General features: G+C 62.2%; 23 protein-coding genes. 9 read left to right on the forward strand and 14 right to left on the reverse strand.

What is annotated here, in order from left to right; all coding sequences use genetic code 11:
* The first annotated feature begins 16 nt into the window (after window positions 1–16).
* Window positions 17–1,387: a hypothetical protein gene (locus tag QY049_RS33945; RefSeq protein WP_258762973.1), complete on the forward strand. Its 1,371-nt coding sequence runs from the start codon at window positions 17–19 to the stop codon at window positions 1,385–1,387.
* Window positions 1,388–1,551: 164 nt separating this feature from the next.
* Here the strand turns inward: QY049_RS33945 and QY049_RS33950 are convergent, their stop codons facing one another.
* Window positions 1,552–2,976 carry an undecaprenyl-phosphate glucose phosphotransferase gene (locus QY049_RS33950; protein WP_246755605.1) on the reverse strand — a complete coding sequence of 475 codons (1,425 nt, stop codon included), beginning with the start codon at window positions 2,974–2,976 and terminating at the stop codon, window positions 1,552–1,554.
* Window positions 2,977–3,321: 345 nt separating this feature from the next.
* Between QY049_RS33950 and QY049_RS33955 the strand changes: the two genes are divergently transcribed.
* A complete protein-coding gene (locus QY049_RS33955) occupies window positions 3,322–3,600 on the forward strand; it encodes a hypothetical protein (RefSeq protein ID WP_258762974.1) in 279 nt (92 codons plus the stop codon).
* A 166-nt stretch (window positions 3,601–3,766) separates the two neighbouring features.
* On the forward strand, window positions 3,767–4,501 hold the full coding sequence (locus QY049_RS33960) for a metallophosphoesterase family protein (RefSeq protein ID WP_258762975.1): 735 nt from the start codon (window positions 3,767–3,769) through the stop codon (window positions 4,499–4,501).
* Between the two features lie 77 nt (window positions 4,502–4,578).
* Here the strand turns inward: QY049_RS33960 and QY049_RS33965 are convergent, their stop codons facing one another.
* The 3 genes from QY049_RS33965 to rfbC form a co-directional block, all read right to left on the reverse strand.
* Entirely contained in the window at window positions 4,579–5,001 is a 423-nt protein-coding gene (locus QY049_RS33965) for a hypothetical protein (RefSeq protein ID WP_194477474.1), read from the reverse strand.
* Window positions 5,002–5,110: 109 nt separating this feature from the next.
* A complete protein-coding gene (gene rfbD, locus QY049_RS33970) occupies window positions 5,111–6,007 on the reverse strand; it encodes a dTDP-4-dehydrorhamnose reductase (RefSeq protein ID WP_258762976.1) in 897 nt (298 codons plus the stop codon).
* 1 nt (window position 6,008) lies between these two features.
* Complete coding sequence (gene rfbC, locus QY049_RS33975; protein ID WP_194482834.1) at window positions 6,009–6,563, reverse strand: dTDP-4-dehydrorhamnose 3,5-epimerase; 555 nt, start codon at window positions 6,561–6,563, stop codon at window positions 6,009–6,011.
* 85 nt (window positions 6,564–6,648) lie between these two features.
* On the opposite strand from rfbC, the gene rfbA reads away from it, so the two are divergent.
* Both rfbA and rfbB read left to right on the forward strand, forming a co-directional pair.
* On the forward strand, window positions 6,649–7,530 hold the full coding sequence (gene rfbA / locus QY049_RS33980) for a glucose-1-phosphate thymidylyltransferase RfbA (protein WP_194477476.1): 882 nt from the start codon (window positions 6,649–6,651) through the stop codon (window positions 7,528–7,530).
* Between the two features lie 12 nt (window positions 7,531–7,542).
* Entirely contained in the window at window positions 7,543–8,607 is a 1,065-nt protein-coding gene (gene rfbB, locus QY049_RS33985) for a dTDP-glucose 4,6-dehydratase (RefSeq protein WP_258762977.1), read from the forward strand.
* Between the two features lie 96 nt (window positions 8,608–8,703).
* On the opposite strand, the gene QY049_RS33990 is transcribed toward rfbB, so the two are convergent.
* From QY049_RS33990 to QY049_RS34000, 3 genes are all read right to left on the reverse strand, one after another.
* Window positions 8,704–8,970, reverse strand: a complete 267-nt coding sequence (locus tag QY049_RS33990) for a hypothetical protein (RefSeq protein WP_258762978.1) — start codon at window positions 8,968–8,970, stop codon at window positions 8,704–8,706.
* A gap of 179 nt (window positions 8,971–9,149) precedes the next feature.
* Complete coding sequence (locus tag QY049_RS33995) at window positions 9,150–9,368, reverse strand: hypothetical protein (RefSeq protein ID WP_258762979.1); 219 nt, start codon at window positions 9,366–9,368, stop codon at window positions 9,150–9,152.
* 110 nt (window positions 9,369–9,478) lie between these two features.
* Complete coding sequence (locus QY049_RS34000) at window positions 9,479–9,634, reverse strand: hypothetical protein (RefSeq protein WP_194477480.1); 156 nt, start codon at window positions 9,632–9,634, stop codon at window positions 9,479–9,481.
* Between the two features lie 226 nt (window positions 9,635–9,860).
* On the opposite strand from QY049_RS34000, the gene QY049_RS34005 reads away from it, so the two are divergent.
* The 4 genes from QY049_RS34005 to QY049_RS34020 all read left to right on the forward strand — a co-directional run bounded on the left by QY049_RS34005 (window position 9,861) and on the right by QY049_RS34020 (window position 12,749).
* Window positions 9,861–9,989 carry a hypothetical protein gene (locus QY049_RS34005; RefSeq protein WP_258762980.1) on the forward strand — a complete coding sequence of 43 codons (129 nt, stop codon included), beginning with the start codon at window positions 9,861–9,863 and terminating at the stop codon, window positions 9,987–9,989.
* A gap of 246 nt (window positions 9,990–10,235) precedes the next feature.
* Window positions 10,236–10,409, forward strand: a complete 174-nt coding sequence (locus QY049_RS34010) for a hypothetical protein (protein WP_194477481.1) — start codon at window positions 10,236–10,238, stop codon at window positions 10,407–10,409.
* A 219-nt stretch (window positions 10,410–10,628) separates the two neighbouring features.
* Window positions 10,629–12,221, forward strand: coding sequence for an EAL domain-containing protein (locus QY049_RS34015; protein WP_258762981.1), 1,593 nt, complete (start codon window positions 10,629–10,631; stop codon window positions 12,219–12,221).
* Window positions 12,222–12,383: 162 nt separating this feature from the next.
* On the forward strand, window positions 12,384–12,749 hold the full coding sequence (locus QY049_RS34020; RefSeq protein WP_258762982.1) for a VanZ family protein: 366 nt from the start codon (window positions 12,384–12,386) through the stop codon (window positions 12,747–12,749).
* Window positions 12,750–12,803: 54 nt separating this feature from the next.
* On the opposite strand, the gene QY049_RS34025 is transcribed toward QY049_RS34020, so the two are convergent.
* The 7 genes from QY049_RS34025 to QY049_RS34055 form a co-directional block, all read right to left on the reverse strand.
* Entirely contained in the window at window positions 12,804–13,232 is a 429-nt protein-coding gene (locus QY049_RS34025; protein ID WP_258762983.1) for a CHRD domain-containing protein, read from the reverse strand.
* 129 nt (window positions 13,233–13,361) lie between these two features.
* Entirely contained in the window at window positions 13,362–13,646 is a 285-nt protein-coding gene (locus QY049_RS34030) for a hypothetical protein (protein ID WP_258762984.1), read from the reverse strand.
* Between the two features lie 126 nt (window positions 13,647–13,772).
* Window positions 13,773–14,219, reverse strand: coding sequence for a hypothetical protein (locus QY049_RS34035; RefSeq protein ID WP_194477486.1), 447 nt, complete (start codon window positions 14,217–14,219; stop codon window positions 13,773–13,775).
* A gap of 147 nt (window positions 14,220–14,366) precedes the next feature.
* Window positions 14,367–16,085, reverse strand: a complete 1,719-nt coding sequence (locus QY049_RS34040) for a chemotaxis protein (protein ID WP_258762985.1) — start codon at window positions 16,083–16,085, stop codon at window positions 14,367–14,369.
* Window positions 16,086–16,090: 5 nt separating this feature from the next.
* A complete protein-coding gene (locus tag QY049_RS34045) occupies window positions 16,091–17,182 on the reverse strand; it encodes a chemotaxis response regulator protein-glutamate methylesterase (RefSeq protein WP_301270423.1) in 1,092 nt (363 codons plus the stop codon).
* Window positions 17,183–17,199: 17 nt separating this feature from the next.
* The gene (locus tag QY049_RS34050) at window positions 17,200–18,054 is read right to left on the reverse strand and encodes a protein-glutamate O-methyltransferase CheR (RefSeq protein ID WP_258762986.1); all 855 of its coding nucleotides are present in this window, start codon (window positions 18,052–18,054) and stop codon (window positions 17,200–17,202) included.
* Between the two features lie 135 nt (window positions 18,055–18,189).
* Window positions 18,190–19,989: a methyl-accepting chemotaxis protein gene (locus tag QY049_RS34055; RefSeq protein WP_258762987.1), complete on the reverse strand. Its 1,800-nt coding sequence runs from the start codon at window positions 19,987–19,989 to the stop codon at window positions 18,190–18,192.
* Window positions 19,990–20,034 lie beyond the last annotated feature (45 nt).

A 20,034-nucleotide genomic window follows, 5' to 3' on the forward strand; every position in this document is an offset into this window, starting at 1 on the left:
CACAATAGAGATGAAGATGGCCAAAGCGGCAAAAAGAGGGTTGGCACTTGCGATCATCGCAGTAGGCCTGCTCTTCGGCAAAATCTATGCTGCCAATGAAACGACATCCTTCTCGATTGGCAGCCAGCCGCTGGCCGAACGTCCCGATCGCCCGATCATCGGCGTCGGCGTGCACTTTGGGATAGGCGGAGAGTATGGCTATTCCCCGCAAAAGTCTGCGCAGATATTGCGCTCCGACGCCTTCGATTCAGTCAGGGACGATCTGGCTTGGAGTCTGTTTCGGGCCGGGCCGGCGATTGGCGATGCGACAACGCAAGTCGCCCGCGAACCCTTCAAACTGTTCGATTTCCTGGATCAGACCCAGGCAAGGCCGCTGCTCATTCTAGGTCACCCCAATCCCCTCGTTCCCGACGGCGCACCTCCTCTGAGCGATGTCGGCCGAAAAAACTTCGCCGACTTTGCGGCGAAGGCCGTGCTGACGACCGCCAAGCGAAATCCAATCTACGAGATCTGGAACGAATGGAATATGAACGCCGTGCAGGGGCGTCCGTTCCTGGTCGGCGAAGGTGATCCGAGCGATCCGCGCGCGGCGAGCCACTATTCCGCCCTCGCGAAGGAGGCGCTCGCACGGATACGCGCCGTAGCCCCGAAAGCGCAGGTCTTGATCGGCGCGGTCGGGATGGATCCCGATTGGAAATGGACGATGGCGCTGGTGCGTTCCGGCGCGCTGGAGGGGGCCAGCGGCTTGTCCGTCCACCTCTACAATCATTGCGAGCGCGATGTGTCCAACCGAACTGCAGAGGCTGCGATCCGACAGATCAGCAACCTCCGCCAATTGCTCGATTCGGCCGGATCGAACATTCCGATCTACGTGACCGAAGTAGGCTGGCCCACGGCTTCGAAGATGTGTCCGATCTCGACGCAGGCAGCGGCAAACAATATCGCGCAATTCCTGCTCTGGACGGCCGCTACACCTTGGTTGAAGGGGGCCTGGGTCTACGAAATGAAGGATCAGGGCCCTGATCCGGCCGCCCTGGAGGACAACTTTGGCCTCTACGATTTTGCGTATGCGCCGAAGCCGGCCGCGTGTTTGACCCGTGAGGCGATCGGCATCATCAAGAGCGCAAGCGCGATGCGGTTCGAGCGCCCCCTCCCCGAATTGTCGGTCATCGAGGCAACGACCTCCGCAGGAAAGCGGCTCATTGCCTGGACGTCGCAAGAGAAGATCTCGGCAACCCTCGAATTTCCAGGCGGCACAGAATCGGAATACACCCCATTGTGCCAACAGAAGACGACCTCAAGGACGGTACAAATCGGAGCCACGCCCGTCGTCATTACGTTGCCGACCACTGCGCCAATCGATCTGAAGGCGAAGATCGTTCGTTGACGTCCTCGTTCCAACATCTCACGTCTCTGGAGACCTTTCGCACAGCCAAGCACGCCATCACGACACAATACGGAGCGTCGGGTACGGCCCCCGTCGCCCTTCATGGCAGTCCTAAGGGGATGCTTGGCTCGGCACCCAATAGGCGCTCAAATCAGACGCATCCGTCAATATGCTTCCTGGTGGACCAGCGCCAAGGCAGTCTTGAAGATGATCTTGATATCGAGCCAGATGCTCCAGTTACTGACGTACCAGACATCGTACTCGACGCGCTTTTCCATCAAGTCGATGGTCGGCGTTTCACCGCGAAAACCATTGACCTGAGCCCAACCCGTCAGGCCCGGCTTCATATGGTGTCGGTAAACGTAGTTGCTGATCATCGGATCGTAGTAGTTATCGTGGGCCAGCGCATGCGGCCGCGGCCCGACCAGGGACATCTCACCGCGCAGAACATTCCAGAGCTGCGGCAGCTCATCGATGCTGGTCCGGCGCAGCACGCGTCCAACGCGCGTGACTCGGGCGTCGCTCTTGGTCGCCTGCGTGACGGTGTGGCCGTTCTCCGCCACAGTCATCGAGCGAAACTTCCAGATCTCGAACGGCTTGCCGTTGAACCCACGCCGAGACTGCTTGAAGATGATGTTCCCCATCGAGTCGAGCCTGATCATGATCGCGGCCGTCACCAGCAGTGGCGCCAGCAGCAACAGCGCGAACGAGGCGAGACCGATATCGAGGCAACGTTTCTGCGCGCGCTCGAACACGGTCAGCGGCGCACGTTGAATCTCGATCGCGACAGTACCACTGACGGGCTGGAACGGGCGCGAGACCAGGTCGGCGATCGGAAAGTCCGGCAAGAGCCGGATCGGCTGCGGAACCACGCGCAGGTGCTGACTGAGCTTCTGGAGCAGAGGCATTTCATCCCAGTCGATGACCAGGAGATACTCTTCCGCATCTGCGGTCCGCGCCTGCCGCACCACATCGCGGATCTCGCGGTCCCATCCCGCACCATCCTCGGACGGCTCGAGCACGAAGTGCCGCACGACATTGAAACCGTGTTTGCGGAGATCCTTGAAGCGGCTCGACGTGAAGTCGAGCGGCTTGAGACTGAGAAGCACGACCTTCCTGTCGACCAGGCGGCCCTTCGCATAGCTCGAGTTCAAGGCGATGCGCCACAGCACGCGGAGCCCTCCCAGGGCAACTCCGCCAGTCGCCGCAAACAGCAGCGTAGTGCCCCGCGACAGATCCGCGGAAGATTTGAGCAGGAATGCCTCGACCGCGAGAATGGTCAGCGAGATGATCCAGATCGCCAACGTCTTGCGGAGCTGCCAGAGCGTATTCAGGAGGCGATGATGATCATAGATGCCCTGAAAATACGAGATCATCACGAACACCGCCGCCACGACGAGACCAGCGCCGACGGATGAGTCCTGCTCGGCGACCAGCAGACGATACAGGCCGTTCGCCGCGAAGTAGCTGAGCAGAAGCGCGAGGAAGTCGCTCGCGATCAGAGCGATCTGGAGAGGTCTTTGGAGAGCGCCGCGGCGGCTCGATACAACCGGATAATAGTTTTCCGAACCATAAGTCGCTACAGCCATCCGATCCTCGCTGCCTCGTCACGCACTCGCAATCCAGAATTGCAAGGAGATCGATTCAAATACTCGATGTGTCTTGGGCAATGTCTTAACCAAACAAAGCAACATTGCGGCACTGCAACGAAAAAATCAAATCGATTTTCTGCAATACGACGCGCGTGCACGCGCATGCTCAAAGTGCTGTCACAAGCGTGACATCCAACTGAGCACAGCGCCATGTTTTGCGTCAGGTCGCGCAAATTTTACAAATCATCGCGCGTGTATTTGAACGATTGCTCAACCCTGTTGCTTAAGCCGCCCTTAGGTCGCCCCCCTTAACACTCGTGACAGTTTCGGGGGAGTTGTGCCGTGAGTACCGTCGCTGTCTTTAGCCTGCTGATCGGGTCGTTGCTGGGTGGCCGATTCCGGATTTTCATCCTGCCTCCGGCCATCGTTCTCGGTGCATCAATGATCGGCGCGATCTCGGCCTGGCAGGGCCAGGGAGCAGCTCACACGGTCGTTACGATCCTGGTGTTTGCGACGGTGCTCCAGCTCGGCTATCTCTGCGGCGCGATGCTGGTCCGCGCCCGCGCGGCGACGTATCGCACCAAGGCTGCACCGTCGCTCGACAGCCGCAGCTTCGGCTGACACGGCGCGCGGCAAATCAACGCCTCGTCAAGCCGCGCGGGTGACACCACGGTCGCGCGAATGGGCGTTCACACGACATGCACGAAAAAAAGCCATTCATGCTGACCCGAATTGGTCGATAGCATATTGACATCTCGGGCCAAGCTCTCTCCAAGAGTTGGACCCCATGGTCACGCCCCCGACTCAAAACGCGCCCCGGCCGAAGCTGCCGAACGGCGTGCGGATTTACGCCCTCAGCGACATCCACGGCTGCGCGCATCTGCTTGAACAGATGTTCGCCGTCATCGATGCCGATATGGCGAACAGCCGGCCTTATCGGGCGATCGAGGTCTTTCTCGGGGACTACATCGATCGCGGACCGGATTCGCGTCACACTCTCGACCTCCTGATCGACCGCAGCCGCCGCCGCAACACGGTCTTTCTCAAGGGCAACCATGAGGCCTATTTCACCTCCGTGCTGGACGATCCATCGCGCACGACCGACTGGTTTCAGTTCGGCGGAATCCAGACCCTGATGTCCTATGGAGTCTCGGCGCAGCCCGATCTCAGCAAGGACGAACAGTCCGATGTCGTGCGCGAGCTCACGTCCGTGATGCCGCCGCAGCACATCGCGTTCCTGCGTCAGTTGCGGCCGACATTCACCTGCGGCGATTTTTTCTTCGTACATGCGGGCGTTCGCCCCGGAATCCCGCTGTCTGAGCAGCGTGAGCAGGATCTGCTGTGGATCAGGGACGAATTTCTTCAGAGCAAGAAGCGCTTTGGCAAGTACGTCGTCCACGGCCACACGCCCGTACGCCAGGCCGAGTTGCTCGAGAATCGGGCCAATATCGACACTGGGGCATATGCGACGGGCAACCTCACGCTGCTGTCGATCCAGGGCAACAGCATGCTCGCGATCTAGCGTGTTTGCGAGCGACGTGAATTGAGGTTCACGTCAAGAACACGTGTCGAAACAAGGGTCTGGTGCGCGCGGAGCGTTCAGTTGGTCTGGCTCGCCGGCGGCCGGTATTCCGGGAACCGGCTGAGCATCGCTGCCTTCAGGAACTTGAAATGGGCGATCGAAGCGCCGAGCTCCTTGAGCCTGCGCTGGCCGTTCAGGATCTCCTTGTCGAACAGATCCTGGTGGTGATTGTCCAGCGCCTCGCGCTCCAGATATTCGTCATTGCCGTTGCCGATGGTCACGGCCGCGCGCGCCAGCACGTCCTCCACCCGGCGGTTCAGGCCGGATTGCTCGCGCTCCGCGGCGTGCAAAGCCTCGTCAATCGCCACCATGATGGCTTCGATGCGCGTACGATCGGTCTCGGCGTCGCGCTCGGGCGAGCGCGCGCGAAACGCCTGCTCTCCGCCGAAGCGATCCTTCAGGAAATTGTGAGTTCGGGCCCGCAAGAAGAGCTGAAACATGCGTGCATTTCCGGTTCGAGGCGCCAGACCGGAAAATGGGCCCTGGATGGTTAACAAAGCCTAAAGGCCATGCAACGTTGTGCCCGGCCGCGCGCCTGTGAACCGGCGTTCAGAACGTCGCCTTGAGGGCATCCAGCTCGCGATCGAGCGCCTGCTGCCAGCTCGGCGGCGTAATGCCGAACCGCTCACGCAGCCGCGTGAGATCAAGACGGGAATTGAACGGCCGCTTCGCCTTGACGGGAAATTCATTCGAACGGATCGGAACAATTTCCTTCACGGCGAATTTGGCTCCTCTCGCTTCCAGGCCGGAAACGATTGCGGTTGCAAAACCATGCCAGCTGGTCTCGCCCTTGCAGACCAGATTGACGACACCGCCTCGCTGCTCGAACGTCTCGTGAAGATCGTCGTCGCTCTGCGGCAGCATTGCAACCACCGCTTGTGAAATCGCATTCGCTGTCGTCGGCGCGCCGATCTGGTCGGCGACGATGCGGAGCTGCTCGCGTTCTCCGGCGAGCCGCACGATCGTCTTGAGGAAATTCGCGCCTGACGCAGCATACACCCACGACGTGCGTGCGATCACATGCAGGGCCCCGGCCTCGGCAATCGCCCGATCGCCCGCGAGCTTGCTTTGGCCGTAAACCGAAAGAGGCGCCGGTATGCTGTCCTCGCGCCAGGGACGATCGCCGGAGCCGTCAAAGACGTAATCCGTCGAGAAGTGCACCAGCGGTACACCACGGGGCGCGGCCCATTGGGCAATCGCCCTGGGAGCTTCCGCATTGATGCGAAATGCGAGATCTCGCTCGTCTTCCGCGCGATCGACGGCGGTATAGGCGGCGGGATTGATGATCAGGTCGGGCTCGATCGAATCCAGCTTGCCGGCAAGCTCATCCGGCCGCGACAGGTCGAACTGCTCCAGCTCAGGCGCAACGATATCGGCGCGCCCCTGAAGCATCGGGAGCAGAGCTCCGCCCACCTGGCCCGCGGTTCCCGTCAGAAGAATCTTCATGTCAAATCTCTCCGTATCGCGGGAGATTCTTCACATCCGCGAGCAAGGGCGCGTCGGCATCCTTCGGCGAAAGCGAGGGCTCGGCGAGACCCCAGTCGATGCCGATCGCCGGATCGTTCCACCGAACCGAGATCTCGTCTTTCGGGCTGTAAAGCGCATCGCATTTGTAGAAGAAATCAGCCGTCTCGGAGAGAACGGCGAAGCCATGAGCGAAGCCACGAGGAACCCACAATTGCCGGCGATTGTCCTCACTCAATTCGACGGCAACGTGGCGCCCAAAATTTGGGCTGCCGACGCGGACATCGACTGCAACATCGAGAACCCGACCGCGGAGCGCCGTGACGAGCTTGCCCTGCGTGCCGGGATTTTGCAGATGCAGCCCGCGCAGCACTCCATGACGCGAGCGTGACAGATTGTCTTGAACGAATGGCCGCGCAACCCCGCTCTGCGCGTAGCGCTCGAACTGATAGGTCTCCAAGAAAAAGCCGCGTTGATCACCAAAAAGCTTCGGCTCGATGATCAGAACCTCGGGTAGATCTGTCTTGATAACGTTCATTCCAGCGACTTCAGCTCTGCGCACACAACAATCTTGTGCGGCGCACACTATCTGATATTTTCGAGGCGGTAAACCAGAGGGACCTATGAAGGGAATTATACTCGCTGGCGGAACAGGCTCGCGCCTGTATCCCGTCACGACAGTCGTGTCGAAGCAGTTGTTGCCGGTTTTCGACAAACCGATGATCTACTATCCACTGTCGACACTGATGCTCGCTGGCATTCGCGACATTCTCATCATCTCGACGCCGCAGGACAAGCCGTTGTTCCAGCGCCTGCTCGGCGATGGAGCGGAGATCGGGGTCAACTTCTCCTACGCCACGCAGGAAACGCCGCGCGGTCTTGCGGATGCATTCATCGTTGGCCGCGAGTTCGTCGGATCGGATTCCGTCGCCCTGGTTCTCGGAGACAACATCTTCTACGGCCACGGACTTCCGGAAATGCTCGCCAAGGCCGCGGCACGCAAGAGCGGCGCCACGATCTTCGGCTATGTCGTCAATTCACCCGAGCAATACGGCGTGATCGAACTCGACGGTGACGGGCGTGCCCGCTCGATCGAAGAGAAGCCCAAGCAGCCGAAGTCGAATGTGGCGGTAACCGGGCTCTATTTCTACGACAACAGCGTGGTCGACATCGCAGCGGAGATCAAACCGTCCGCGCGGGGCGAAATCGAGATCACCGACGTGAACAACGCCTACCTCGCACGCGGCGATCTGTTCGTCGAAGTGCTCGGGCGCGGGTTCGCCTGGCTCGACACCGGCACACACGCCTCGCTGGTCGAAGCCAGCCATTTCGTTCAAATCCTCGAGCAGCGCCAGGGCCTGCGCATCGCCTGCCCCGAGGAAATCGCCTTGCGACGCGGTTACATCTCTCTCGAAGACTTCACGAAGGTCGCCGAGAAGACCGCCAAGAGCAGCTACGGCCAGTATCTGCAATCGGTGGCCCGCTCCTTCGCCGCTCAAGACTGAGGCAAATCATTCATGCGTTTCGAAGGCTCAACGATATTCGTCACGGGCGGTGCGGGCTTCATCGGCTCCGCCGTCGTCCGTCATCTTCTGCGCGACACGCAAGCGCGCGTCGTCAACATCGACAAGCTGACTTATGCGGCGAATCTCGACTCGATCCCCGACGCCCGGACGAACCCGCGCTATGCATTCGAGAAGCAATGCATTTGCGAGGCGGCGTCGCTTCGCAAGCTGTTCGAGAAGTACCAGCCCGTCGCCGTGATGAATCTGGCGGCCGAAAGCCATGTCGATCGCTCGATCGACGGCCCCGGCGAATTCGTCCAGACCAACATCGTCGGCACCTTCACGCTGCTGCAGGAAGCGCTGCGATACTGGAGGACTCTGTCCTCTGACCGCCGTGCGCGGTTCCGCTTCCTACACATCTCCACCGACGAGGTATTCGGGTCGCTCGGCAAGGACGGCTATTTCACCGAGACCACGTCCTATTCCCCGAACTCGCCCTATTCGGCGAGCAAGGCGTCGTCCGATCATCTGGTCCGCGCCTGGCGCGAGACCTACGACCTTCCGACGATGGTGACGAACTGCTCGAACAATTACGGGCCCTATCACTTTCCCGAGAAGCTCATTCCCCACATCATCATCAAGGGGCTCGCAGGAGAACCGCTGCCGGTTTACGGCGACGGGCAGAACATCCGCGACTGGCTCTACGTCGAGGACCATGCCAAGGCGCTCACGCTCGTGCTCGAGCGCGGTGCGATCGGCGAGACGTACAATGTGGGCGGCCGAAACGAGCGCACCAATTTGCACGTCGTGGAAAGCATTTGCGACCTGCTGGACGAGATGTCACCGCCCACGGCGGGCTCGCGGCGCAGCCTGATTTCGTTTGTCACCGACCGTCCCGGTCACGATCGCCGCTACGCCATCGACGCGTCGAAGCTCGAACGCGAGCTCGGATGGCGCGCCGACGAGAATTTCGAAAGCGGCCTGGCCAAGACGGTTCGCTGGTTCCTCGACAGCAGCGACTGGTGGCAGGCCATCCTCGATCGCGGATATCAGCAGAAGCGCATCGGCCTCGGCTAGCTGGCCGGATCGACCTCGCGACATCATGTGCATCGTGCTCCGCCGGCGCATTCGTGCCGGCGATGGGCCTGGACGACGCAGCTCCCAATCGTCAGGTCAGGGCCTGAGCTCCATCCGGCTTTGAGCCATCCACGCCTTCCAGGCGCCCTCGTGCTTCTCGTAGAGTTCCAGCCAGCGCTGCTCACCGGCGACCGGCGCCCAACCGCGACCGTTGCCGGACTGTCTGCCCTCTTGCGCAGACACCTGTTCGCTGTCGAGCCGCTCGAACTCGAAGGTTTCCTCCAACGTCAGTCCGATCAGGACGCGCCGGCCCACCGTATCCACGAAATATCGACGCGGTGCGTTGTTGGACAGGCTAGTCATGACGCGGTCCCTTCCCGTGTTCCATGGAACACTCGGCGCATCCAGACGATCGCCGCGGATCCGGACAGAGCGATGCGTCTGGGAACGGAACGGTCAAGACCAGCCACGCCATCGGCCACAGCCCTCAATCCAGCGACACGACAAGGCTCATCAACGAAGACAGGCCAAGTTGCAAACCATCAGAATGCACGTCTCGCCCTCGCCAGCGAAACGCCCGGCTGGGGCATGGCTGGATCGTAAGGCTGATAGAGCGGGTGGCGCACCCTGCGCCGGCGTGACCGCCACGCGCGCATCGCATAGCCGGCACCAAAGCCGGAGAGGATCGAGATCAGGATCGCAGCTACCATCATTCGGAATTCTTCCAGCTTGCCGGACGTATTGTCTTCGCGACGCGACATTCTCATCTTCGAGTTGTGACCACATCATGATGAGCGGCGCTGATTTTCTTGTCAGCCCCTGGGAATTTTTGGGCATCACTTTGCGTTCGAAGTGATCGCTCGTCGGCTCGTCAACCGAAGAACCAGAGAAACAATCTCGTCAGCAACAGCGTGACGAAGTACACCCACCCTGCCATCGCGATCATCACCACGCTGAAAAATGCACCCTCGAATGCCCGCTCCCTGATCTTCGTGAGAGGGAACGCCGATCGCGCTTTCTGAAGCATCCCGGTCTTCTGATTGTTTCGTTGTCCTGAGCGAACATAGCTGGATGAATTCGACGATCTCGTGACGACACGATCGAGAACAATTCAATGCCGCTCACGAGCGACGAAGCACTCGTGTGTTGCAATCAGGGCGATCTTCAGATCGCGACGACTACGCTCACATCGCGTGGCGATCTCAGCGTGATTCGAACCCCCGTGATTTTTGAGAATTTGTCGGGCGCGTGGCATGCGCCGCATGATCAGAACCGGCCCGACATTTTCCGCCGCCGCGCAACGGGTCGAACGCACGCAACGATGTGTGGTCGCGGTCGGTGATTCCATCATGGCCTCGCGGATGAGCGGCGAAACTCTTTGACTGCGGCTGCCGGAGTCCGCCGCGACTCCCGTGGTTATACGGAGTCTCACAAGCCGATTTCATCGCGGTAAGGTTGAGCGGTTAGCTTAATCCGCGTTGTTTGTTGCGAAGTCTCGCCGATCGCCTATCCATCATTGCACCGAGCCTGCCCCAAGGCTCGGCCCCACCCAAGCAAAGCCGTCGAGCGAACATGGGTCCGCTTGGCGGCTTTGTCGTCGTGTTGACGCGAAGAGGAACATTTCGGTTATGGCGCGGAAGCCCTGGTCGTTCAAGGAAGACCGCCGGCTCATGGAGTTGGCCAAGTCTTCCATGTCGCTGGAAGAAGCAGCGAAGCAACTCGGGCGATCGCCCGATGCCATCAAGCGCATGGCCCTGCGCCTCGGTCTGTCGCTCAGGTCGAAGGCCAGCAAGAAGGGTTAACGGCCGGCGGCGTCCCGTCAGACATCCGAAAGTCGTGCAAGCAGCCATCGACTGTGCAGGGCTTGGACGAACGCCGCGTCCGCGCCGCTAACCATACTTTCGAACCCGGCTCGATCCGTCCGCAAGCTCGAGCCCTGGAGGCCGGCGGCCGACTTAAACCTTATCTTAGCCCCCTAAGGCTATCGTCCGGGTCGTCCTTTCTTAGCCTCCGCGGGCCGGATGAAAGCAGCACGGCCGAAACTGTCACTGGCGGCGCTCGTACTCGCGGGCATGACTGCGTTCGCCCTTGCCGGTCACATTGCGGCAACGCGCTTCATCCATGATCAGCAGATACGCCAGCTCGACCAGCTGACCGAAGTCGTGTTGCGCCGGTCGGAACTCGCCGTCGACTTCGCGGTGGCAAGCCTCGACGAACTCGCCGGCCGCGGCCTCGCAACCTGCGACCCCGCCGCGCTCCAGGCGATCCGCCTGCACGTCTATCAGCGCTCCGCCGTGAAGGACGTCCGCCTCGTCAATTCCGACGGTTCGGTGATCTGCTCCGCCTATTCCGAGACGCTCGAATTCGACAAGGGCTGGGTCGATCGCGCGGACATGCTTGCCTCGCACGATTCGAAGCTGATGCTGTTCCGCGTCGAGCAGTTCGGCGGCGACGCGCTCGGTGTGCTCAGGGACATCGACGACAAGAAGGCGCTGGTCGCCATTCTCGGCATCAATGCCAGCCTGTTCGACATCATGCCTGCCGAGCTGCGCGCGCATGGCGAAGTTCTGCTCGCACTGACCAACGGCGCAAGGCTCGGCGCGTTCGCGCTCGAGGCCGATAAGGCGCTGCCTCATTCGATCGACTTCGAAAAAAGCTCGACGCGCTATCCGCTGCGCGCGGTCATCCGCATCGACAGGTCGGTGCTGGCGACATGGGACAACGAGGCCTACTGGCCGGTGATGACGGTCGCGCTTGCGCTCGGCGTACTGTTCGGCGTCCTGCTGTCGCGCACGCGGCGCATGGAGGGGCCCGTCGCAGATCTCGATCGTGCGCTGGCGCGCGGTGAATTCAGGCCTTACTTCCAGCCGATCTTCGATCTGCGCACCGGTGAGATCAGGGGCTGCGAGATCCTGGCGCGCTGGTTGCGAGAGGATGGCACGGTGGTGCCGCCGATGAACTTCATTCCGCTGGCTGAATCCAGTGGCCGGATCGAAGCCATGACCTGGCAGTTGCTCCGCCGCGCGCTGGACGAGCTGCAGCCGCATCTCAAGGCCGACAAGGATTTCAAGCTCTCGTTCAACGTCGTACCGAGGCACATCCTCGGCGCAGGTTTCGTCGAAACGCTGCGCGGCACCGTCACTGCGGCACGGGTTTCGGCGCGGCAGATCGTGATCGAGGTGACCGAGCGCGACGAGCTCGACGATCTCGCGCGCGCCGCGGCCGTGGTAAGCGAGCTGCGCGACTACGGCTTTCGCGTCGCGATCGACGACGTCGGCGTCGGCCATAGCGGGCTGTCGCGGCTGAAGGGACTGGGCGCCAACACGATCAAGATCGACAAGTTCTTCGTCGACACCATCACGGTGGACGCCTCGACGACGACCATCGTGGAGATGCTGGTCGCACTCGCCAGGGACTTCCACATGAGCGTGGTTGCGGAAGGCGTCGAAACCGAGGAGCAGGTCCGCGCGCTGATTTCATGCGGCGTAGAAGAAGGCCAGGGTTACCTCGTCGCAGCGCCCCTGCCCTTTGCGAAATTCAGCGAATTGATGGCATCGCGGCGAGATGGGACCGCGGCCGCGATGTCGGTCGGTGACACGGCGCTGGTCGCCTGAGGGACGCGGCTGGCCCGAATTTGGACGGCTCGTCGACGACCGTTTCCGAACATGTCCCGGCGCGAACCACAGTTCATGACGATACGATCGGCGATCAGCGAGCCTTAACGATATTCCGCGCTTTCGCGAGCGGCACACATGGCGACCGGCTATGATATTGCAATGCGACAGAATCATCTCATCGCAGCCGCAGCCGTCTGCCTCGCGCTGATCGTCTATGCCACGCTTGCGACGCTTGCGGGCAGGCCGGTGCTGCTGGGCCACGCCGAGGCCTATTGGGTCGTCGTCATCGAGCGATTCAGCGCCTATTGCCTGTTGGGCTTCCTGCTGTCGTTCCTTCTGCCGGGACGCTTCAGGCTGGCTTGCGCGTTCGTCATCGCCGTCGCCGTCGGGCTCGAACTGTTGCAGACGGTGGTGCCTGATCGCGATCCGCGGTTCATCGACGTGCTGCAAAAAGCCGCCGGTGGCATCCTCGGCGTCACCCTCGCCCAGACCATCCTGGCTTTCCTGCCCAGGCCCCCGTCCTGACGCGCACGCTGTCAGTTCGGATCGCGGGTGCGACAGGCAGCTTCGTCCGACAGACTACTTTGCCATCTGCCCGCGCAGTTCGCCACCTGGATTGGCCGCGGTGTGGATGTTCGCGTACCATTTGCCGGCCAACAGATCGGCAGCCTGCGCCTCGGTGAGAGTTGCGGTGCCCTGGATCGGGCTTTGCGCCGACTTGAACGGCAGCGCGATGCCGGCATTCTTGCCCGCTTCGCCCGGTCCGTGAAAATGAGCGCCGAGCGCGGGGCCGGTCAGACCCGTGTAGGTCACCGTATAGGTCAGGACCTTCGTATCGGTGTCGAACGTCGCCTCGGCTTTGCCGGAGCCGGAACTCGCATTGGGCGGCACTTCGTTGCTGCCCTTGAGTTCCGCCTGTAGCTTGACGACTTCGGCTCTGGCCGCCGTCACGAAAAGAGGCGGGAGCGCAACAACCAACGCACCCGCCAGGCACACGGCTCTCATCATGGCAACCTCCCCACCCGGATCCCCTTGGTTTCAACCCGTTCCGGTGTGAAACACCAGGGGGCCCGCCAAATTCCGGATGGTTGATTATGCCTGATTCGAACGGAAACGACCGCTGCCGGAGCGGCGACCTTACGCTACCCCGCGCCGGATGCTCTCCCGATGTGAGCCGAAGCCACCGGACATCTGCCGGTGGGTGTCCCGGAGCGCAGTGATCGCGTCATCAAGGCCGAATTCGCCTTCGCGAATGGTCTCGAAAAACCGGCTCATCAGCGCGAAGTCCAGCTTGACGCGGGTGTTTCCATCGCGGCTCTTGCGGCGATCGAGCGACAGATGCAGCGCCAGCACCCTGGCCTCAGAGGCATTACAACCGCTGAGCGTCGCGAGTTCGTCATAAGTCATCCAGATTTGAGGCATATCCCTGTCCGCCTTTTGTTATGAGCCTCAACCTAGATTTTACATCTGAAGGCACTCTTGCCGCGGTGCGGTCGCCGCGTGCATTTGCAAGAACAGCGTCAATGCAAAGCTAAAGCGCTGACAGTATCAGGACGCAGGAGGCCTGGGGGGTGCGAAAGGCGGCCGCGGGCGCGACCTGTTGTCGAGCGCCTTGGGCAATTTGTCGGCATTGAGCTTCACGATCGCGCATTTCGAATCGACGGCAACGGCTTCTTCCTGGCTGTAGATCAACGTCGCCTCGAACTTGATCTCTGGTACTTCCCTCGCCGTTCCCGAGCACGTCGCCACCGCGCCATTGCACACGCCGGACAGACCGACCTCGACCTCGTCAGGACCGAACACGCTCGGATTGCCTTCCGTGTGCCGCTTCACGGTCAGGACGCCGTTGAAATGCTGCTGATCGACCTGATAGGAACCACCGTAGGTGAAGAAGCTGTCGCGGCCCGAGATCCGTCCATCGACCAACTCGACGAGGCCAGTGCCCTGGCCAAGCGGGGTTCTGAACCAGGCAGCGTATTTGCCGTCTCTCAGCATGAAAACATCCGTCGCAAAGTTCAAACGTATTTGCGACCAACTCTGGGGCGCGACAATGACCGATATGGCGCGTGTTTCGCCACGGTTAACGCCCTGCAAAGCCAATTCGTTAAATTGCCGCTGCCGCATCCGGCATCGGCAGCAGGCTCAAAACAGCTCGATGCCGTCATCCGCGGGCTCGACCGCTTCGACCCGGCGAGCGGCCGCACTCGACGAAAGCCCGACGGCTTGCAGAAAGTCACGATGGACCTCGCGCTCGCGCTCCATCGTGTAGCGCGCAAAGAGATCGTCGAGCAGCGCCTCGTCCTGCGGCTGCGGCTTGTGCGCGCCTGCGCTTGCCGTCTCCAGACGCACCGCAACGGCGGGGAGTGTTGCTGAACCTTCGCCGAGCGAGCTCATCAGGCCTTGCGCCGAATTCATCAGGCCTTCGAACTCCGCGCCTTCGTCGACGAGCCGGGTCATCAGCTTGCCGAGCCGTTCGTTGCCGACCTCGACCTCGCGTAGCGCCTGGAGGATCTGCGGCTCTAGGGTGGCGAGCTGTGTGGGATCTCCCTTGACGCGGAGCTCCTTCAATTCGTTGGCCGAGCGCTCGATACCGTCGAGGACGGGCCGCAGGCGTGCGGCGCCCGCCGAGACCTGGTCGGCGGTCGCCTTGAGCTCGTTGGCAATGACGACGAAGGCACTGCCGCGACTGCCGAGATGGCTCGCCTTGAGCCCGGCATTCATGCCGATCAACGTGATATCGATCGTGGCCTCGGCGAGGCCCGCAATGGCCTTGCGGAACTTGGCGAGCGTATCCTCGACGACCGCGAGCGCCTCGTCGACCGATCGGCCGGCGCTCTCGCAGGTCGCGATCAGGGTCGAGGCATGGGCCAGCGTCTGCTTGATGCGGGTCATGAACGACGAAGCGCCGTCCTCGCCGCCGAACAGCGAGCGGCCGTGACCGACGACGACGCCAGCATCGCTCAGGATCGCCGACAGCGCCCTGATGATCTGCGCGACGTCACCGCTGAACTCGCGCTGGGCGTCCCTCAGCTGGGCCGCCTCCAGCTTTCGGAGCGCGTGTATGCCGTACTCGCTGGCCGCAAGCCCCGGAACGAGGCTTGGCTCCGAACCCGACGAAAGGCGCAAGCCATGGCAGACATGCTCGAGGCGTTGCCTTGTGCTGTCGCCGGCCTGCAGGGAAATGATCGCGCCGCCGACCGCCTCGGCGATCTTCCGCGTGCTGCCGCTCGCGAGATCGGCGAGATGGCTGCTCTTGCTGCGCTGGTCGCGAAGACCGGAATAGGCCGCACCGAGTTCGGTACTTTCCGCGACGAGCTGACCGCCGTAATTTCTCTCGAACTCCTTCTGCCGGCCGGACGCGGTGGCGACGGCCTCCGACAGACGCTGCTGATCCCGCGCGCAGCCCTCGATCGAACCCTGCACGGCCTTGCCGAGATCGTAAGCTTCTTGCGTGAAGGCGAGAAAGCCGTCGCGATCGCCGTCGAGCGAGGCTGCCTCGATCCGCGCGCTGCGCGCGATGATGGTGATCATCTGGATATGCTTGAACAACGGCTTCAGCAGCGCCGACGCCTCGCTCGTGCTCTTGCCGATCATCTCGAGCAAAGCGCTCTCGGCCGGCAACGCCCGCGCCAGCTCACTCAGCCGCGCCGCGATCTCCTGGAGCGCGGTCGCGGCGACCTCGATCTCCGCGCCGGAGAGCTCCTCGGCAAGAGAGGCGAGCCCCTGATTCAGCTCCTTGAAGATGATTTGGCCACGACCGAGCTCGTGACCAACGCGCGCAAACACGTCCTCGATGCGCGACGAGACGTTCTCGACTGCGGCGATCGCATCAGTCAGCGTGCTGGCCGGGATGGCGGACATTGCGTTCAACCTGTCAGCGCCGCGTGCCCGGCCTGGTACCATTGCATGATCTCGCGCGGGATATGGTTCAGCGAGACCACTTTCTCGACGCCCCCATGGGCGATGGCTTCCTTGGGCATGCCGAACACCACACAGCTCTCTTCGTCCTGCGCGCGGGTCGAAGCGCCGAGCTTGCGCATCTCCAGCATGCCGCGCGCGCCGTCGTCGCCCATGCCGGTCATGATCACCCCGAGCGCGTTGGCGCCGGCATGCTGGGCCGCCGAGCGAAACAGCACATCGACCGAGGGGCGATGCCGCGACACCGGTGGCCCGTCCTTGATCGCAACCTGATAGCGCAAGCCGATGCGCTGGAGCAGCATATGGCGTGCCCCCGGCGCGATGTAAGCCGAGCCCGGCAGCACCGTCTCGCCGTCCTCCGCCTCCTTGACACGAATCTGGCAGACGCCGTCGAGACGCTTGGCGAAGGCCGCCGTGAAGCCAGCCGGCATGTGCTGGACGATGAGAATCGGAGGACAGTTCGCCGGCAGCATCTCGAGCACGTCGTTCAGCGCCTCCGTTCCGCCCGTCGATGCACCGATGCAGACGATGCGCTCGGTCGTCGGTCTAACCTTGCCCTGCACCGGCGGCGGGATGATGGCGTCGGCCGTCAGCTTCTTCTCGATGACCCGCCGTTCCGTGCGCGGCCGCACGCGCGCGCGCGCCGCCGACTTCACCGATTCACGCAAGCGCGTCGAGCATTCGAGCAGCGCCTGCCGCGTGTCGATCTTCGGCTTCGGCACGATATCGACGGCGCCGGCCTCGAACGCCTCGAACATCGCGTGCGAGCCTTCCACGGTCAGCGAGGAACAGATGATCACGGGGATCGGACGCTGCGCCATGATCTTGCGCAGGAACGTCATGCCGTCCATGCGCGGCATCTCGAGGTCGAGGATCATGACATCCGGGATTTCGTCCTGGAGGCGCCGGGCGGCCACGAACGGATCGGACGCCGTCGCCATCACCTCGATGTCAGGATCGTCGTTGAGGATCGTTTGAAGGATTTGGCGGACCGACGCCGAATCGTCCACGATCAACACGCGAACTTTCTCCCTCGGCATGTTGAACGTGCTCCCGCTCAGACTTGAAAAATGGTCGGCTGAACCTGCTTCAGCCCCGGAATGGCACTGTGAATCATCGACTCGGAATGTCCGACCAGCAAGAACCCTCCCGGCCGCAGATGACTGCAAAGCTGCTCGACGACCTTCCGCTGCGTCGGCTTGTCGAAATAGATCAGCACGTTGCGACAAAAGATCATGTCGACATCCCGGTCGACGGGATAGGACGAATCCATCAGGTTCATCCGCATGAAGTGCGTCATGCGCCGCAATTCCGGCACCACCCGCACTTCGCCGCGGGACCTGTCGCGCGAGGAGAGGAAATATCGCTTCACGAACGGCTCAGGCACCGGCGCCAGTACGTCACTGGTGTAGATCGCCGTCCTGGCGAGGCGCAGCACGGCGGTCGAAATGTCGGTGCCGAGGATGCGGTACTGAAACCGCGATCCGCTCCGGGTCATGTCGTCCAGCACCATGGCAGTGGTGTAGGCCTCCATACCGGTCGAACTCGCCGAACTCCAGAATTTCAAGTTCGCATTCCTGCGGCCGTGCAGCTTGAGCAACGACGGAATGGCGACGTCCCGCATGAACGCAAAGTGCTGCGGCTCGCGGAAGAAGTCGGTCTTGTTGGTCGTCACCACGTCGATGAGATGGGTCAGCTCGGTGTCGAAATGATTGGCCTCGAACAGGTTGTCGACATATTCGTTCAGATCGGAGAAATTCAGCGCCCGCACACGCTTGTGCAGGCGCCCTTCCAGCATCAGCCGCTTGCCTTGCGGCAGCTTGATGCCGACCTGACCTTCGATCAGGTCGGCAATGGTCCGGAAATGACGGTCCGACAGATGCACGGCCCGGTCCTGGACAGCCGGCATCATAACCGCCTGCCCCGGCCCCGGAGGCCCGCATGCAATGAACGTCGGGCCCTCCAGGCCATATCGATTCCCACCCGTTTACACACCTGCAGAAGAGGATGGATCCGCCCTCGGGAGCGAACCCGTCCCCGGAAAATCTCAGCGCTGAAAATCGGCGTCCCGATCATCCTCGCCGTCGTTCATGTCGAAAGCAAAGCCGCCGCCCGCGACCTTCATCGCTCGCACGGGCCTCGCCTGCGGCTTCCTGGCGGGCCGCTCGGCCGCAGCCATGGTTGCAGCCTTGGCGCGCAGCTGATTGACGGCCCGGTCGATCGGCGCCGGAGCATGGCTCTTTCCACCATGGTCGATGCGGAAATAGGCGATCGTCGACTGCAGTTGCTCGGCCTGCGAGGCGAGTTCTTCCGAGGTCGAGGACACCTGCTCGGATGCGCTGGCGTTCTGCTGCCCGACCTTGTCGAGCTGCTGGATCGCCTGGTTGATCTGCGCCGAGCCGACGTCCTGCTCGCGGCACGCCGCGGTGATCTCCTCGACGAGTTCCGCCGTCTTCTTGATGTCGGGGACGAGCTTGGACAGCATGGAACCGGCTTCCTGCGCCACCTTGACCGTGTCGGCCGAGAGCGTGCCGATCTCGGCCGCGGCCGCCTGGCTGCGCTCGGCGAGCTTGCGCACTTCGGAAGCGACAACGGCAAAACCCTTGCCGTGCTCGCCGGCCCGGGCCGCCTCGACCGCCGCGTTGAGCGCGAGCAGATCGGTCTGGCGCGCGATCTCCTGCACGATGGTGATCTTCTCGGCGATGGTCTGCATCGCACTGACGGCGCGGCCGACCGCGGCGCCGCTGGCCTCCGCGTCTTTGGCGGACTGCGCCGCGATCTTCTCGGTCTGGTTGGCGTTGTCGGCGTTCTGCTTCACGTTCGAGGCCATCTCTTCCATCGAGGAGGACGCTTCCTCGGCGGAGGAGGCCTGCTCGGTCGCGCCCTGCGACAGCTGCTCGGCGCTGGCCGACAATTCCTGGCTGCCCGCGGAGACGTTCTGCGCCGCAGTCAGGGCTTCCGAGACGATCTGACGGAGCTTTTCCACCATGCGCTCAAGAGCGAGGCCGAGCGTATCCTTGTCCGACAACGCCTTGGCTTCGACGGTGAGGTCGCCTTGCGCTATCTGATTGGCGAGCGCCGCGGTGGCATTCAGGTTCACCGTCATCGCGTTCAGCGATTTGACGAGATCACCGATCTCATCATTGCCGGAGGACTCGATCTTCTGGCTGAGATCGCCGATCGCCACCGCGTCGGCAAGGCCGACTGCCTGCGCGAGGGCGCGGCTGATATTGAGCGCGATCCACGTCGCAGCCGCCGCGGCAATCAACAGCGAGGCAAGCACGAGGCTGATCAGAATGATCTCCGCCCGGCTGCCGTCCTGCCTCGCTTGCTCGGCTTCGTCGGCCATCGCCTTCTTGACGTAGGCCACATAGCCGTTGGCGGCGTCCATCGCATCGGCGACCACCTTGCGACCTTCATGCATGGAGCGATCCATCGACTTGGCCTTGTCCGTCTTCGCCAGCCTGACGGTCTCGTCCTGATACGCATTCATCCTGGCGTAAGCGGCGATGAAGACGTCCATCAGCTTCTTGCCGCCCTCGCTCGCCGCCGAATAGATCTCGTCCTTCGACTTCTGCAGGGACCCGCGGACCTTCGCGAGATCGGCGGTGAAGACGTCGTACTCGGCATCGGAAGCCAGGATTGCATTCTTTTCGGCACGGACCTGCGCCAGGATGCCCTTTTCGAGCTCCGCGGCCTTTTCCATTCGACCGGCACGCGAGACCAGATGTTCCGCCGTTCCGACCATGTCGGACAGCTTCAGATAGCCGACGGCGCCGGCAATCATGGACAGCAGGATGACGACGCCAAACGCGCTCGCGAGCTTGGCTTTGACGGTGAATCTCATGTTCAGTCTCGTTGTTCGAATTTCGGTTGGTTACGCGCAAGAACG

Origin of the sequence: Bradyrhizobium sp. WYCCWR 13022, from assembly GCF_030435535.1 — a bacterium.
Taxonomy (GTDB): Bacteria; Pseudomonadota; Alphaproteobacteria; order Rhizobiales; family Xanthobacteraceae; genus Bradyrhizobium.